Annotated in this window: 12 protein-coding genes and 1 riboswitch; of the genes, 7 read left to right on the top strand and 5 right to left on the bottom strand. The window is 65.5% G+C overall.

All coding sequences use genetic code 11. The features are described from left to right. The first annotated feature begins 135 nt into the window (after positions 1-135). The 6 genes from EHV23_RS12075 (at position 136) to EHV23_RS12045 (ending at position 7,556) form a co-directional block, all read left to right on the top strand. On the top strand, positions 136-747 hold the full coding sequence (locus EHV23_RS12075) for a condensin complex protein MksE (protein WP_203228991.1): 612 nt from the start codon (positions 136-138) through the stop codon (positions 745-747). Beyond that, positions 747-3,494 carry a hypothetical protein gene (locus EHV23_RS12070; RefSeq protein WP_125096300.1) on the top strand — a complete coding sequence of 916 codons (2,748 nt, stop codon included), beginning with the start codon at positions 747-749 and terminating at the stop codon, positions 3,492-3,494. Before EHV23_RS12075 ends, EHV23_RS12070 begins: the two co-directional genes overlap by 1 nt. Further along, positions 3,491-4,414, top strand: a complete 924-nt coding sequence (locus tag EHV23_RS12065) for a DUF7281 domain-containing protein (RefSeq protein WP_125096299.1) — start codon at positions 3,491-3,493, stop codon at positions 4,412-4,414. Before EHV23_RS12070 ends, EHV23_RS12065 begins: the two co-directional genes overlap by 4 nt. Then, a complete protein-coding gene (locus tag EHV23_RS12060) occupies positions 4,411-5,466 on the top strand; it encodes a PDDEXK nuclease domain-containing protein (protein ID WP_420813059.1) in 1,056 nt (351 codons plus the stop codon). The genes EHV23_RS12065 and EHV23_RS12060 overlap by 4 nt, the downstream gene beginning before the upstream one ends. Before the next feature lie 120 nt (positions 5,467-5,586). Further along, positions 5,587-6,471: a lysophospholipid acyltransferase family protein gene (locus EHV23_RS12055; RefSeq protein WP_238990439.1), complete on the top strand. Its 885-nt coding sequence runs from the start codon at positions 5,587-5,589 to the stop codon at positions 6,469-6,471. Between the two features lie 149 nt (positions 6,472-6,620). Next, a complete protein-coding gene (locus EHV23_RS12045) occupies positions 6,621-7,556 on the top strand; it encodes a phosphatidate cytidylyltransferase (RefSeq protein WP_125096297.1) in 936 nt (311 codons plus the stop codon). Positions 7,557-7,739: 183 nt separating this feature from the next. Here EHV23_RS12045 and EHV23_RS12040 read toward each other — a convergent pair whose 3' ends face one another. From EHV23_RS12040 to EHV23_RS12025, 5 genes are all read right to left on the bottom strand, one after another. After that, positions 7,740-8,423 carry a manganese efflux pump MntP gene (locus EHV23_RS12040; RefSeq protein ID WP_125096296.1) on the bottom strand — a complete coding sequence of 228 codons (684 nt, stop codon included), beginning with the start codon at positions 8,421-8,423 and terminating at the stop codon, positions 7,740-7,742. 13 nt (positions 8,424-8,436) lie between these two features. After that, a riboswitch (yybP-ykoY riboswitch) is annotated at positions 8,437-8,652 on the bottom strand. A 13-nt stretch (positions 8,653-8,665) separates the two neighbouring features. After that, the gene (locus tag EHV23_RS15315; protein ID WP_158615962.1) at positions 8,666-8,833 is read right to left on the bottom strand and encodes a hypothetical protein; all 168 of its coding nucleotides are present in this window, start codon (positions 8,831-8,833) and stop codon (positions 8,666-8,668) included. Between the two features lie 339 nt (positions 8,834-9,172). Beyond that, positions 9,173-10,021 carry an ABC transporter permease gene (locus EHV23_RS12035; RefSeq protein WP_125096295.1) on the bottom strand — a complete coding sequence of 283 codons (849 nt, stop codon included), beginning with the start codon at positions 10,019-10,021 and terminating at the stop codon, positions 9,173-9,175. Between the two features lie 3 nt (positions 10,022-10,024). Further along, positions 10,025-11,116, bottom strand: coding sequence for an ABC transporter permease (locus EHV23_RS12030; protein WP_203228990.1), 1,092 nt, complete (start codon positions 11,114-11,116; stop codon positions 10,025-10,027). A 27-nt stretch (positions 11,117-11,143) separates the two neighbouring features. After that, positions 11,144-12,817, bottom strand: a complete 1,674-nt coding sequence (locus EHV23_RS12025) for an ABC transporter substrate-binding protein (RefSeq protein WP_238990438.1) — start codon at positions 12,815-12,817, stop codon at positions 11,144-11,146. Positions 12,818-13,592: 775 nt separating this feature from the next. Here EHV23_RS12025 and EHV23_RS12020 point away from each other — a divergent pair. Beyond that, positions 13,593-16,397, top strand: a complete 2,805-nt coding sequence (locus EHV23_RS12020) for a molybdopterin-dependent oxidoreductase (RefSeq protein ID WP_238990437.1) — start codon at positions 13,593-13,595, stop codon at positions 16,395-16,397. Positions 16,398-16,399: the final 2 nt, after the last annotated feature.

The following is a 16,399-nucleotide window of genomic DNA, read 5'->3' as shown; positions in this document are numbered from 1 at the left end:
CATCATGCCTCATTCGCGGGGGTGGGCACATCCCAGAAAAATGCCTGATTTGCTGCGTACCAACATGAATCTGCTGTCAGGGCAGGATGCCATCTGCACCTGGCTCCCCCATTTTTCCTGTTTCCCCTGTTTTCCATGAACGGATCCGCATCTTCTCCCCTGGCCTCCGCGCTGGGGCCACTCGCCTCGCTGGACGCGCTGTTCCGGCTCTTTCTGGCGGGCCGGCACCTGAACCGCGTGGCCGATCCGGCGCTGTGGGCCGAGCTGGAAAGGCACGAGGCCGATTACACGCTGCTGTTCTCGTTGCTGGGCTACACGCTGCGCGTGGATCACCGGGGATTTGCGTGGTTCCACACGCCGTCGGCCAGTGCCCCCATCAACCGGATCAGCCGGCAGCTGGCCCTGCTGTTCATGGTCATTTTCGATACGCAGGCCAATGCAGGGCAGACACTGCAGCGGTTTGCCGACTGGCTGGTCACGCGCGAGCTGCTGGCCGAGACGCACAAGCAGCATCAGGACATGCTGGAGGCCGAGGGGCTGGACACCGAAGGGCTGCGGGAACTCTTCGACCGGGCCGCTGGTCTGGGTTTTGCGCAGCGTGATGGCGCCGGCTGGCGGCTGCTGCCGGCGGTGTATCGCTACCTGGACCATTTTCAGGCGCTGGCCGCCGACGAACGCGACACCACAGACGCCGGGTTCGGTCCGTCCAGCAACGCCCCTGATACCGACACCGGAGAGGCTCCCTGATGCAATACGGTTTCCAGCGTCTGGTGCTGCTCAACAGTGCCGGCTATTCCCGCGCCGAGCTGCCGCTCGATGGTTCCGTGTCGCTGGTGGCACCCAACAACACGGGCAAGACCAGCCTCATCAATGCGCTGCAGTATCTGCTGATCATCGACCGGCGGGTGATGAATTTCGGCGCACACGATGCCGACAAGAGCCGGCGTTTCTATTTCCCGCACAACAGCGCCTACATCCTGCTGGAGGTCACGCTGCCCGAAACCGGCACCGTGGTGCTCGGCTGCGTGGGCAAGGGCGTGAGTTTCGATTACGAGTATTTTGCCTATGCGGGGCCGCTGAATGTGGACGAATACCGGCTGCCCGGTGGCGAACTGGTGGCCCAGCCGCAGCTGGCGGCCCATCTGGCCACGCACGAGCGGCGGGTATTCAGCTATTCGGGCAGCGAATTTGCCGACATGATCTACGGCGGTCGCAACCGCAAGGCCACCAGCCAGCTGGACCTGTGCGTGTTCCGGCTGGAACATGCCAGTGATGCAACCAGCTTCCAGCGGGTGCTGACGCACACACTGAAGCTCGACCGTCTCACCTCGGCCGATGTCAAGAAAAACCTGCTGCAGATATTCCGGCGCGATCTGCCCGATGCGGGCATCGATTTCAAGGCCGAATGGGACCGTGCCTTTGCCGACCTGAATGGCGAATGGAGCCAGTATCGTGCGGCCGTTGCCCAGAAAGCGTTGCTGGAAACACTGGAACAGAAACACGAGGCGCGACTGGAATTGCGCGGCCGGCTGCTGTGCATGAAGCCGCTGATCGACGACGCCCTCGCCCACTGGCAGCAGCATTACGACACACGCCACCAGGCACTGACACGGGAGCTGGGCCAGCACGACACCGAGATGAAACGCCTGCGGGACGAGGACATCCAGCTGGCCCGCCGGCAGAGCCTGGCCGAACAGGAAGAAAAGCAGCTGCGCCAGCAGACCGACCAGCTGCAGGCGCTGCAGCGCCGCTTTGCCCTCATTCCGGAACGGCAGCTGCTGGACCAGCAGCGCGCCGCGCTGCAGCAGGACATCGATGCCATCGTCGTGCGCATCGGTCAGGCGCAAAGCCGCGAGCCGGCCGCCATCGAGCGCGAAATCCAGCGCCTGCAACGGGAACTGGCCCAGCTGGAACAGGAAATCCGCACGCAGGGCAACAACCTCTACCAGCAGCTGGCCAGCCAGCTCGCGCCGGAACAGCTGACCGTCCTCAACAGGACACTGGCCCGCTCCGTGCTCACCCTGGGCGCAGATGATTTCACGCTGGATGCAGCGGCACTGGCTGCAGCACTGGCCTCGCAGCCCTCCGGCCTGCCGGGGCTGACACTCAATCTGGACGCACTGACGGCCCAGCACGAACAGCGCAGCCTGGCCGAACTCACCACCCTGCAGCAGGAATTGCAGGCACAGCTGAAACAGCTGCACGAACAGCTCGACACGGCCCGCACGCTGGAAACGGTCAAAGCCCAGCGTCAGGCCCTGGATGCGCAGCTGAAGCAGCTCGATGAGGACATCCGCGCCTGGGCCGAGATGCAGACCCTGCAGACCGCCGAACCGGCACGCCAGCAGCGGCTGACGGAGCTGCAGCAGACGCTGGCCACGCTCACCGAAACGCTGGCAAAGGCCGCGGAACGACAGCAGGCCCTGGACCGGCAGCGCCAGCAGCTGCAGCAGGACCTGCATACGCTGCAGGAACAGCACCGGCGCATCGAGCAGCGCCGCAACCAGCGGCAGGATCACCAGCCGCCCTTCACCTGGCTGCCCGAACTGCCCCATCACCCCTGGCTGGCCCAGCCGGACCTGGCCATGGACCAGCTGGCCGATCACCTGCAGCGCTATCTGGCCGACTGCCGGCAGCTACCGGAACTGGACGAGCAGATTCGCCGGCTGCTCATCGACCTGAACACCGGTGGTCTGACCAAGTACCACCTGAGCGAAAATCCGGAAACGGAGGTGAGCCGCCTCATCACTTTTGCGCATCACCTGCCGCAGGAATTCGAGGCCCTGGAAAAGAAATCCCGCTCGGCCGTGGTCAATGTGGCAGCCAGCCTGCGCGAACTGCGCGATGGGCTCAATGCCTTCAAAGGCCGGATGCGCGAATTCAACCGCAAGATCGGTGGCCGCCGCCTGTCCGACCTGAGCGTGTTCAAAATCGAGCCCGAAGACAACACCCCGCTGGTCGAGGCCATCGAACTGCTGATCAGCACCGCGGCCACGGTGGACAGCGGCGAAACCTTCGATCTGTTCAACCAGCAGAGCGTGCTGGATGACGACCAGCTCGACCGCGCCAAGACCCTGCTGATCGAAGAAGGCAACGCCCGCCAGGGGCTGCGTGTGGCCGACCTGTTCGAGCTGCGTTTCTGGGTGGGCAAGGAGGGGCAGGCAGCCGAAGCCTTCAATGATCTGGACAGCGCCGCCTCCAACGGCACCGTGCTGATGGCCAAGCTCATCACCGGCCTGGCCATGCTGCATCTGATGCAGGACCAGCGCCGCCCCATTCAGGGCATCTGCTATCTGGACGAGGCACTGGCACTGGATGCCCGCAACCAGCGCAGCCTGATCGACACGGCCGCCGATTTCGGCTTTTCGCTGATCTTTGCCTCACCGGCGCCACTCGTCACCGCCCGCTACATCGTGCCCATCCAGCATCACGACGGGCACAACCAGATCAGCCGCCTGAGCTGGCAGATCATCGAGCCGCTGGAAGAAGCATGAGCAAACACGAAAACGCATTGCGGACCGCCCTGCTCCGACTCAACGGCCAGAATCCACTGCCCGTCAGCGCATTCACCCCGGCCCAGCGCCGGGCACTGGAACGGTTCGGCCAGCAGACGGGCGCCGTGCAGTTTCTGGCCCGGGGCAGCGGCGGCAGTTACCGCATCAGCAACCCCACAGTCTTCGCGCTGCATCTGCGTACCCTGTCACCAGAGGCCTTTGTCAGCCCCTGTCAGGCTTCCCAAGACGCAGAACCCGCCTCCCATGACGCAGGACCCGCTTCCCATGGGGCTGATCTCCCTTCCCGCGCCCACAACATCGGCCACCGCCGTGACAGCAAGGCCGGCCGGCATGCACACGACGCTGGCTATGTACTCCTCAAGGCGACTGGCCCCCTCGACTGGCATGCCCCCACCAGAGACCTGCACCTGCCCCTGGCCGCACACACCCGCGACTTCGGGGCAGCCTGCCTGCGCATCACCCCGGACGATGACTGGCATACCGGCGCCCCCCTCTGGCTCATCGAGAACCAGGCGCTCTTCGACCGGACCGACTGGCTGCCCCCGGGGCCTGCCGTCACGCTGCTCTACTACAACGGCCAGCTCTCCGACCTGCTGGTCCGCTGGCTGGCAGCACGCCCACGGGGCAGCCGGCTGATCCATTTCCCCGACTACGATGGCATCGGGCTGGCCAACTTTGCCCGCCTGCACGCGCAGCTGGGCGATGCCTGCCACTTCTGGCTGATGCCCGGCTGGGCAGACAGCCTGCAGCGCTATGGCAGCCATGCACTGTGGCTCAGAACGCTGGACCCGTTTCTGCGTGTCCGGCCCGACCTGCCCAGCCATCTGGCCCCCCTGCTCACGCAGATGGAGCTGAATGGTCTGGCCCTCGAACAGGAGGCCGTGTGGCTGACGGCATGAGCATGAAAGACACTCCCACCCCAACCTCACTCGCCGGCTATGCCGACTGGCTGGCCAGCCTGAAGCGCCGCATCCACCACGCCCGGCAGCGCGCCGCACTGGCCGTCAACCAGGAACTGATCGGCCTGTACTGGCAGATCGGCCGAGACATCCTGCAGCGCCAGGCCGAGCAGGGGTGGGGCAAAAAAGTGATCGACCGGCTTTCACGGGATCTGCGCACGGCCTTTCCCGAGATGAAGGGATTGTCGCCGCGCAATCTCCAGTACATGCGTACGTTCGCCGAAGCATGGCCTGGCCCAGAAATTGTGCAACAGGCTGTTGCGCAATTGCCCTGGGGACACAACGTCATCCTTCTCGACAAGGTTGGCACCCCGGAGGCTCGCCGCTGGTACGCCTTGAAAGCCATTGAACACGGCTGGTCACGCAACGTGCTGGTGATGCAGATCGAGTCCGGCCTGATGGAGCGCAGCGGGACTGCCGTGACGAACTTTCCGGCAACCCTACCCGCCGCGCAGTCCGATCTGGCCATCGAATCCCTCAAGGACCCCTACCGTTTCGACTTCCTTGGTCTGGGTGAAGAGGCCCAGGAACGTGACATAGAGCAGGCGCTGACGCAGCATGTCACGGATTTCCTGCTGGAACTGGGCGCCGGCTTTGCCTTCGTGGGGCGGCAGGTGCTGCTGGACGTGGGCGGCGAAGAGTTCTTCATCGACCTGCTGTTCTATCATCTGAAGCTGCGCTGCTATGTGGTCATCGAACTGAAAGCCGGCAAGTTCAAACCGGAGCATCTGGGCCAGCTCGGTTTCTATCTCACCGCCATCGACCGGCAGGTCAGGCACCCGGACGACAACCCCAGCATCGGCCTGCTGCTGTGCAAGAGCAGGAACCGGGTGGTGGCGGAGTATGCGCTGGGCGGCAGATCCCAGCCCATGGGCATCGCCGAATACCAGCTGCTCGAGTCCCTGCCCCAGGAGCTGCAGACCAGTCTGCCCTCCATCGAACAGCTCGAACGGGAACTGGGCACGTCCGGGGAGGGCGACACCGGGGCATGACCCCCGCCCACCCCCTCCCGCCAACCGCCCCGCCCCTTCGGCACGACATCTCCGGCCCGGTGACGCACCATGGCGCCGGCCCGTCAACACTTCTGTCTGCACCGCCCCGGAGACTCCGCCATGGGCACCACGCCGCAGCCCGATTCCCCGTCCACCGCGCACCCGCCGGAGACCGTCCGCCTGCCCACGCGCCCGCTGGCCCGCATGGCCGGCCTTGGCCTGATGACGCTGGCACGTGCCCTGACGGGGGTGCGCAGTTTCTGGAGCGGCTGTGCGCCGGAACCGCGTCAGCGCGTCTACTTTGCCAACCACAGCAGCCACACCGACTTCCTGCTGCTCTGGGCCTCGCTGCCACCCGCGCTGCGTGCCGTGACCCGGCCCGTGGCCGGCGCCGATTACTGGAACGGCTCCACGCTGAAGCGCTTCATCATCCATGACGTGTTCCATGGCGTACTGGTCGAACGCAGCAGCAGCACAGCGCCGGCCGATGCCGGCACCCCAACCGACACCGCCCGCGCCGAGGCCGCCGCGCGCGCCATGCAGCCTCTGCACGATGCGCTGGCCAGGGGGCATTCACTGATCATTTTTCCCGAAGGCACCCGCAACCTGGGAGACGGACTGCTGCCCTTCAAATCCGGCATCTACCACCTGGCCCGGGCCTGGCCGCAGGTCGAGTTCGTGCCGGTCTGGCTGGAGAACCTGAACCGGGTCATGCCCAAGGGGCAGGTCATTCCGCTGCCGCTGCTGTGCACCGTGACCTTCGGCGCACCGGTTTCCCTGAACGACGAGACACAACCAGAAGCGCCACTACCGGGGGTAACAGGTCAGGACGAATCCTCGCAGAGGGTGTCCACACAGCACACATCCAGAGAGGCAGAAGGCTCGTGCCCTCATGGCACCACGACACTGGAAGCGCCAGCGCAGGGCGGACCGGGCTCCCCCAAGGACGACTACCTCGCCCGCGCCCGTGCCGCCCTGCTGGCACTCAGGCCCCAGCGGGACTGACCGTGAGCAGGCATGCCGAAACCACCGATCCCGGCACAGCCCCCTGCTGCCATGTCCCCGACCTGCCTCCATCGGCTTCTGCCGGTTCCGTTCTTCTTCCCCACCCTGTCACGGCATACGCCTGTTCCGCCGCAGGCTGCCCCTGAACCATGACGCATCACACCCTGCTCCTCAACGGCCTCATCCTCGGCATGCTGGTGGCGGCCTCGCTCATCGGTGCCCTGCTCAAATGGCGCGTGGGTTTCGACACGCCGCACGCCGTCATCGACAACCTCAACGCACGCATCAAGGCGTGGTGGGTGATGGCCGTGGTGATGAGTGGCACGCTGGCCATCGGTCACTGGGCGGTGATCCTGCTGTTCGCCGGCATTTCCTTCTTTGCCCTGCGCGAGTTTCTCACCATCGCCCCCACCCGGCGGGGAGACCATCTGGCGCTGATCGCCGCGTTCTATCTGGTGCTGCCCCTGCAGTATTACCTGATTGCCATTGGCTGGTATGGGCTCTTCTCGGTGTTCATCCCGGTCTATGGTTTTCTGCTGCTGCCCATTCTGGCCACGCTGGGCAACGACACGCAGCAGTTCCTGACGCGCGCATCCACCGTGCAATGGGGGCTGATGGTTGCGGTCTACTGCATTTCCTGCGTGCCGGCGCTGATGGTGCTGGACATTCCGGATTATCGCGACAGCAACCTGCTGCTGATCAACTGGCTGATTCTGGTGGTGCAGAGTTCGGACGTGCTGCAGTACGTGTGCGGCAAGCTGGCCGGCAGACACCGGATTGCACCGGTACTCTCCCCCTCCAAGACCGTGGAAGGTTTTGTGGGCGGGGTGCTGCTCGCCTCGTGCCTGGGCATGGCCCTCTGCTGGATCACACCCTTTGCCTGGTGGCAGGCCGGCCTGGTCGCCCTGCTGGTGAACCTGATGGGCTTTGCCGGCGGGCTGGTGATGTCGGCCATCAAGCGCGACCGTGGCGTGAAGGACTGGGGCGCCATGATCGAAGGCCACGGCGGCATGCTGGACCGGCTGGATTCGATCTGCTTTGCCGCCCCGGTGTTCTTCCACGTCGTGCGCTATTTCTGGGTGTAGGGTGTGTTATGGATTCATTCGTCCCCGCGCAGACCCAGGCCGTATGCTGACAAGACGCCCTGTTTGACAAAGCTGGCCGCCGTGCCAAACAGGACGCCGTCGGCGGTACACAGATTCGGGACCGGCCCGAAGACCCCCTGGGGCGTACGTGACAAGCCAGGGGAAAGCAGAACAGGCTCCCCTTTACCCCAGTGAGCCGCTGCGCAGCAGGGCCAGCACGGCACCTTCGGTGAGGTGTTCGTACAGGATGACGGAGCCGATGGCGATCAGCACCGCGCCACCCAGCATTTCGGCGCGCCGCCCCAGCAGTGTGCCCAGCATGCGGCCCAGCAGTACGCCCAGCGTGACCATCACCATGGTGCACAGGCCGATCACCAGGGCCACCTGGCCGATCGGCACGTCCACGAAGGCCAGTGTCACGCCCACGGCCATGGCGTCGAGGCTGGTGGCCACGCTGGTCATCACGGTGGACAGCAGGCCACCTGTCGCCACACGTCCTGCCACGGCGGCGCCTCCGCCCGAGACGGACGTGACCACACCCTGCCCGCGGTCATCCATGTCCATGCCGCTGTCGTCACAGTCCAGTTCCACCGGCTGGAACGACTTCCAGACCATGTGCAGCCCAAGGCCCAGCAGCAGGAAGAACGCCACCCAGTGATCGTAGGCGGTGACGTACTGCGAGGCAGCCGCACCCAGCAGCCAGCCAACCAGTGGCGTAATCGCCTCCACCACGCCGAAGGTAATGCCCACGGTGAGCGCCTGGCGGAACCGGGGGCGATGCGACATGCAGGCACCTCGCGCCAGTGCAGCGGCAAAGGCATCGGCCGACATGGCAAACCCCAGGGCGACGACGGAAAGGATACTCATGGGATGGGAGATGGTAGCGGTCGGACCGGAACAATGCCCCGCACACCCGACCGGTATCTGCACGGCGCATCGCTCATCGGTCTCGCCAGACCCGCCTGTGACAGGGCGGGTTGCCTTCGCCACGGGGCCGGTCGGCACGGTACGTTGCCATACCACAGGCTGACAGCCCCGAGTTTGTTGACGAAGGCGCTTCCGTTGCGGAAGCAGGCTACTCCCCAAGGAGGAATAAATCGAAACGCATATTACCCCAGATAGCGCCAGTCAATCACACCAATGGCACCACGGAATGCCCCATTCGGCGGAAACCAGGCCGAAAACCGCATGAATACGGGCTTTTCGGCCATGGGCAAGGTGTCGTTTTTCTTTCGCAAAACACCGGCATCGAAATATGTAGCGCGAATCGGTCGCATTTATTTATTCCATCTGCCTCCGTTTGCCGTCAGAGTTTACATACTCGCACGAAATAAACAAGAATAATCCTCAATCCGATCGTTCCCTGTTCCCTGTTCCCTGTTCCCTGTTCCCTGTTCCCTGTTCCCTGTTCCCTGTTCCCTGTTCCCTGTTCCCTGTTCCCTGTTCCCTGTCCCTGGGCCTCCTGCAGCGCGACGCACACAGGTTCATCTCCGGGCGGCTGGGTTCCCGAACACCTCAGTCGGGCTGGCTGCCAGGAGACACACCCGTCCCTGCCCCTGCCCCTGCCAGCAGCCAGCATCCGGCAACTGGCAGTCAGCGTGGGGATCCAGCGTGTGTCATCGACTCATTCGTCCCCGGAGCTTCGGGTCCAGCAGGTCGCGCAGGCCATCGCCCAGCAGGTTCAGGCCCAGCACGGCCAGCATGATGGCCAGCCCGGGCCACAGGGCCTGCAGGGGCGCCTCGAACAGCACGGGCTGGGCATCGGCCAGCATCCGCCCCCAGGACGGCTGCGGCGGCTGCACGCCAAAGCCCAGAAACGACAGGGCCGCCTCGGCCAGAATGGCCACGGCAAAGCGCACGGTGGCCTGCACCAGCAGCAGCGGCAGAATGTTGGGCAGCACATGGCGCCGCGTGATTTGCCAGCCACTCAACCCGCAGCCGCGTGCCGCCAGCGCATACTCGCGTGACCACACGCCGGCCGCCGCCGCACGCGTGATCCGCACGAAGGACGGGATGTTGTAGATGCCCACCGCCACGATGGCGTTGGTCAGCCCCGCCCCGAACACGGCGGTCAGCATGATGGCCATGAGCAGCGCCGGAAAGGCCAGCATGAAATCGGCCGTGCGCATGATGGCCGCCGACAGGCGCCCCGGCCGGGCAGCAGCCAGCAGGCCCAGCAGCAGCCCGCCCCCCAGACCGATGCCCACGGCGATCACGCCAGCCAGCAGCGAGGCCTGCGCACCCTGCATCAGCAGTGACCCCACGTCACGGCCAAAGGCATCCGTGCCCAGCCAGTGGGCCGCCGAAGGCCCCGCCAGCATTGCTTCCAGGTCCATTTCATCGGGAGCCACCGGCGTCCACCACACCGAGACGAGCGCCACCATCATCAGCAGGCCAGTCAGCAGCAGGCCGGTCACGAAACCGGGGTGACGGCGGGCACGGCGCCAGAAAGCGGGATCGGCCATGCGCTATCGCCCCCTGAGCCGTGGATCGATCAGCACCGCCAGCGCATCCACGATGAAGTTGATCACCACCACCATCGCCACCAGCAGCAGAACGCCGTTGCGCACCACCAGCAGGTCACGGTTGGCGATGCTCTGGGCCATCAGCCGCCCCAGCCCGGGCAGGGAAAACACGTTCTCGATCACCACCGCACCGCTGAGCAGCTCGGCAAACTGCATGCCAGCCACCGTCAGCACCGGAACGGCCGCATTGCGCGCCACATGCCGCCACAGCACCTGCCGGTGGTTCAGTCCCTTGGCCAGCGCCGTGCGCGTGAAGGCCTCACCCTGCACCTCCAGCAGCGAAGCCCGCACGAACCGCGCCAGAATGGCGCCCTGCACACAGGCCAGTGCCAGTGCCGGCAGCAGCAGGAACTGCAGGCCGTGCCACAGGCCAGCCAGCCAGCCCCCGCCGGTGCCAGCGTGCGCAGCGCCAGCGTGCGCAGCGCCCGCGTATGCAGCCCCCCCACCGGCAGCCTCTCCTGCGCCGGCGACACTGCCCCCATCGGCGCCACCTGCGGCAACCGACCAGCCCTCGAAGCCGCCCGACGGCAGCCAGCCCAGCCAGACGGCGAACACCACGATCAGCAGCATGCCCAGCCAGAAACCCGGCGTGGCCATGCCCAGCTGGGTCAGCGTCATCACCCCCACGTCGCCCCAGCGGCGATGATGCAGGGCCGCGAACACCCCGGCCACCAGGGCCATCACGGTGGCCAGTGCCATGGCCAGCACCGTCAGCGGCAGTGTGAGCGCCAGCCGCTCGGCCAGCAACCCCGCCACCGGCACGCCATAGGCCTGGCTGGTGCCCAGATCACCATGCAGCAGACCGCCCAGCCACTGCAGGTAGCGCTGCCAGGCCGGCGCGTCCAGCCCCAGCTGCACCTCCAGCGCGTGCACGGCGGCCGGGTCGGCGTCGGGCCCCAGCATCACCTGCGCCACGTTGCCGGGCAGGATGTCCAGCACGGCAAAGATCACCGCACTGGCCGCCAGCAGCATGCCCAGCAGCCCCAGACAGCGCCCCAGCCAGAATCGCAGCGACAGGGACGGGGACCGTGCCATGGTCCCTGCGTTCATGCCGATGGCCATTCACCCTTCCCGGTGCAGGGCCCGCAGGTCGTTGGCCAGCATAGGCATGTCGTCCCACAGGCCGGTAATGGACGCACGCGATACCGACACCCAGTGCGGCTGGTACAGCCAGGCCAGTACACAGTCGTCGGCCAGCAGGCGCTGCACCTCGGCCAGCCGTTTCATGCGTTCCGCCTCCTGTACGGTGGTCACCAGCTGGCGGTACAGCGCATCGAATTTCGGCGAGCGATAGCCCCAGTAATAGTCGGGTCGTGCAAAGTTGCCCAGATCCAGCGGCTCGACGTGCGAGACGATGCTCAGGTCGTAGTCGTGGTTGCGATAGGTTCCCTGCAGCCACTGCGCCCATTCCACCTGCTGCAGGCGCACCACGATGCCCACCTTCGCCAGCTGGGCCATCACCACCAGGGCGCCCTGCCGGGCGTAGGGGGTGGGCGGTACGGTCATCACCAGGCTCAGCGGCAGCGGCACGCCCGCCTCCTTCAGCAGCGCCTTCGCCCGTTCCGGGTCGTAGGGGTTGACGGCCGTGAGGTCCACATAGCCCGGTGCATCCGGTGTGTAATGGCTGCCGATGGGCGTGCCATGCCCCAGCTGGCCGGCCTTGAGCACCGCCTGCCGGTCGATGGCCGCCGCCATGGCCCGCCGCACCCGCACATCGGCCAGCGCCTTGCGACGATGGTTGATGGCCACCAGGGTCTTGGCCCGCGAAGACGATATCTGCACGCGCCACTGGGCGTTGCCCCGGAAGCGGGCCTCGGCCCGCTCGGTCACCCGCGGGAACACGTCGACCTCCCCTGCCATCAGCGCCGCCATCTGTGCGGCCGGCTCGCCGATGAAGCGGAAGGTCACCGGCGAGAACTGGATGGTCGCCGGCTCGCGAAAGCCCTCCCAGGCCACCAGCTGCAGCGAGGCGCCCCGCCGCCAGCTGCCCAGCCGGTACGGCCCCGTGCCGACCGGCTGCGCGGCGTTGGTGGCCACGGTACCCGGCTCGACGATCACGGCCGTGGCCTGCCCCAGCTGGAACAGGAAGTCGGCATCGGGGCTGGCCAGCCGGATGACCACCGTCCGGGCATCCCGCGCCTCGATGGTGGTCATGGCGGCAAAGAAGGCACGGTCCTTGTTGACGCTGTCCTTCGCGCCGGCCCGCTCGAAGCTGGCCCTGACCGCCTGTGCGTCACAGGGCTTGCCATTCTGGAAGCGCACGTCCGGCCGCAGGATGAAGGTCCAGGTCTTCTGGTCGTCGGAAGCATGCCAGCGTTCGGCCAGCAGCGGCGAGATCTTCCCGTGTGGCCTCACATGCACCAGCGTTTCGAACACGTTGTACAGCACCACCTCGGCAATGGCGGCAGCGGCCCCGGCGGTGGGGTCGAGCGCCGGTGGCTCCAGCACCATGCCCAGGGTCAGCGGGCGACGGGCAGGCGCTCTGCCACCCGCCGGGGTGGCAGCGGCTGGCGCAACGGCGGGCGACGTGCCGGCATCCGCCACGTGCAGGACGCCGGATGCCGTGGCGCCAGGCCCAGTGCCCCCAGCCACACCAGTGCCCCCCACCACACCGGCGCCATCCGCCACACCAGTGCCGGCAGCAGCCCGTGAGCCCGCGGCGGCTGTCGCCCGTCCGGGCAGCACCAGCCCGCTGGCCAGGCCCAGCGCAACCCCTGCGAAAGCACGGCGTTTCATCAGCGTATCCCCCTTCGGCACGACACGGCCGGAAATCAGAACGGAACGGAAACCGCACATCCTACCCTACACACGCCCCGTGAGCAGGGAAGACGGGGAAATCCCTGCCTGCCGTGACAGGCAGGCCGTCAGGGATGAGGCGGGCCGTGTGATGGACCCATTCGTTCTCGCGCTGGTCCTGGGCCTGTGCTGACAGGATGCGCTGCGCAGGCAGGGCGTGCTGCCTTGCCAGACAGGGCAACGCCGGCAGCGCACGGCCGGGACAAATGGGCACCCTCCCGGACGCATCATCTACCAGCCCCAGCCCACACGTCGCTACGCCCGTTCCGGCCCCCTGTTCCAGACGAATGAGCACAACCTGACCGGCACCATGCGGAAAAACAGACCGCGCGAGCCCCCTGACGAAATCAGGACGAATATTCTCAGCGACTACGCCAGACATCCTGTCGCACCTGACTATTGAGATCACCCAGACATCCTGTCGCACTTGCCCCGGGATCACCCGGGAACACGCCGAAATCAGAAAAGCGTTATAGCAGGTTATAAATAACGAATACCGCCACATCACGCCCCACGATTGACATCATTATATTGCCATCCTGTGAAAACTCCTTTTGACAGGCATCAAAAAATACGTATTTTTTGCTCCTCGTCCGACGAACGTCCCTGTTTTGTCTTCGGCCATTTTGATATGTTGTGTGCGGCATCCGGCAATCCCGGACCGGGCAGCAGCACGCCCCTGTCTCTCTTCAAAAAAAGAAAAAGGACACGCATCATGAGTACCGGCACCACACGACGGCAATGGCTCAGGACAGGCGCTTCGGGCGCCGCAGGGGTGGCAGCAGGCAGCCTGCTGCCGGGCATCGTGCAGGAGGTTCTGGCCACCGGTCCGGCAGGCGCAGACGCTCCCCCTGCCGGAGCTGCCCATGACGATCCGCAGCAGCCCGGCGGCATGCAGCTGGCACAGGCAGGCACAGCCCCCGGCAGCAGCGCCGACGGTGATGCGCCAGACATGCGCAACTTCACCGGCACGGTGGCCCACGCCACGCACTACGGCCCATTCGTCGGCTCCGTGGTGCACGGCCGGCTCAGGAAGGTGGAGCCCCAGCCCACCGACAAACGCCCCACCCCCATGCTGACCGAGGGCGTACTGGCCCGCACCTACGACAAGACCCGCGTGGCCGGCCCGATGGTGCGCAAGTCGTATCTGGAAGGCTTTCGCACTGGCAAGACACACGCCGAGCTGCGTGGCCGGGAGCCCTTCGTGCAGGTCAGCTGGGACGTGGCGCTGGGCCTGACGGCCAGGGCCATTCTGGACACCATCGAGAAGTACGGCAACGAAGGCTGCTTCAGCTCATCTTATGGCGGCTGGTCGCACGCGGGGATTTTCCGGCCGAATGTGCTGCAGGGGCGCTTCTTCAACCTGCTGGGCGGATCGTCGATGACGGCCGGCGATTATTCCGCCGGTGCCGGACAGATCATCATGCCGCTGGTGCTGGGTGATCTGGAAGTCTATTCGGCCCAGACCTGCTGGGAAGAGGTGGCCAAACACACCGAAGTGATGGTGTTCGTGGGCTGCGACCCCAACAAGAACAACCGCATCGAATACACGGTGGCCGACCACGACATGTATCCCAACTGGGAGGCCATCAAAAAGGCGGGCGTGAAATGCATTTCCATCAACCCGCAGCGCACCACCACCGACGAGGTGATGGGTTCGGAATGGGTGCCGATCATCCCCAACACCGATACGGCCCTCTTTCTGGCCATGAGTCATCACCTGCTGACCACCAACCGCTGGAACCGGGACTTCATCGAGAAATACACGGTGGGCTTCGACCGTTTCCGCGCCTATCTGGAAGGCCGCGATGCCGACGGCACGCCGGCCAAAACGCCCGAATGGGCCAGCAAAATCACGGGCATTCCCGCCGCCCGCATCCGTCAGCTGGCCGAGCTGTTTGCCAGCAAACGCACGCAGATTGCCGGCTCGTGGGCCATCCAGCGCGCCCACCACGGCGAAATGCCCTACTGGGCCATCGTCAACTTTGCCTGCCTGCTGGGCAACATCGGCCTGCCCGGCCAGGGCGTGGGATTTTCGTGGCACTACGGCGGAGGCGGCACCCCGCAGTCGGGCGCCACGCCGCCGACAGGGCTTTCGCAGGGACGCAATACCGTCAAGAAAATCTGCCCCGCCTCACGCATCAGCGAGATGCTCGACAACCCGGGCAAGGCATTCACCTACAACGGCAGCCGCTACACCTATCCACTGGTCAAGCTGATCTACAACGCCGGCAACAATTTCCTGTCGCACCAGCAGGATCTCAACGAACTGATCCGGGCGCTGCAGAAAGTGGACACCGTGATCGTGCAGGACTGCTGGTGGACGGCCTCCGCCCGCTGGGCCGACATCGTGCTGCCGGCCACCACCACGCTGGAACGCAATGACATTTCCTCGGGTGGTACCTACAACATCAACAAGTTCTACGCGATGAAGCAGGTCATCGCACCGCAGGGCGATGCACTGGACGATTTCGAGATCTTCCGGCGGCTGGCCGACCTGTGCGGCGTGGAGATCGGCTTCACCGAAGGCAAGGAGCCAATGGATTATGTGGAGGCCGCCTACGAGAACAGCTCGGCTGCCAAACTGATGCCGTTCGAGGCGTTCTGGGAAAAAGGCGAGATCACATTACCCACCCCCGCTGCCGCGAACAGCTGGGTACGTCACGGGGATTTTCGGGCCGATCCGGCCAAACACCCGCTGCATACGCCCTCGGGCCGCATCGAAATGTATTCGGCCACCATCGAGAAAATGAACCTGCCCGACTGCCCGCCCATGCCCAAATGGCAGGAACCGGCCGAATATCTGGGCAATGCCAAACCGGGGCAGCTTCACGTGGTCAGCCCGCACCCGTTCATGCGCCTGCATTCGCAGATGGCCAATGCCGAACCGCTGCGCAGGACCTATGCCGTACAGGGGCGCGAGCCACTGCTGATCAACACCGAAGACGCGCGCAAGCGCGGCATCCGTGATGGCGATCTGGTCGAGCTGTACAACGAGCGGGGCGCGCTGGTGGTGGGCGCCCGCGTGTCGGACCGGATCATGCCGGGCGTGGTGAGCATCTACGAAGGCGCCTGGCCGCAGCTGGACAGCAAGGGGCGCTGCAACAACGGGCTGGTGAATTTCATCACCTCCAGCCGGCCCGCCAGCGGTCTGACCCAGGCCACCACGGCCGACACGTGCCTGGCCTCGCTGCGCAAGTGCCGTGATGCCGACCCGGGCGGCAGCAGGGCCTTCGAGCCGCCACGCATCATCAGGAAGACCGGTCTGAAAATCGACGAGGAAGTCTTCGGGCTGGACCGCGCCGAAGCGCTGCGTGAAAAGGCCATCGCCTCGATGTCACCGGGCGAGAAGATTTTCTACCAGCGCTGCACCGTCTGCCACGGTCCACGCGACCCGGCGCAGTTCACCCCACGCCAGTGGCAGGGTATCACGCAGAGCATGTTCCCGCGCGCCGGCCTGACGCCGGATGAACAGAAACTGGTGCGGGAGTTCCTGATGAAGAATGCCAAGGCGGAGTGATA

This window comes from Lautropia dentalis (genome assembly GCF_003892345.1).
Taxonomy (GTDB): Bacteria; Pseudomonadota; Gammaproteobacteria; order Burkholderiales; family Burkholderiaceae_E; genus Lautropia; species Lautropia dentalis.
The sequence above is the reverse complement of the archived record's forward strand: the minus strand, read 5'-3'. Positions and strand labels throughout refer to the sequence as shown.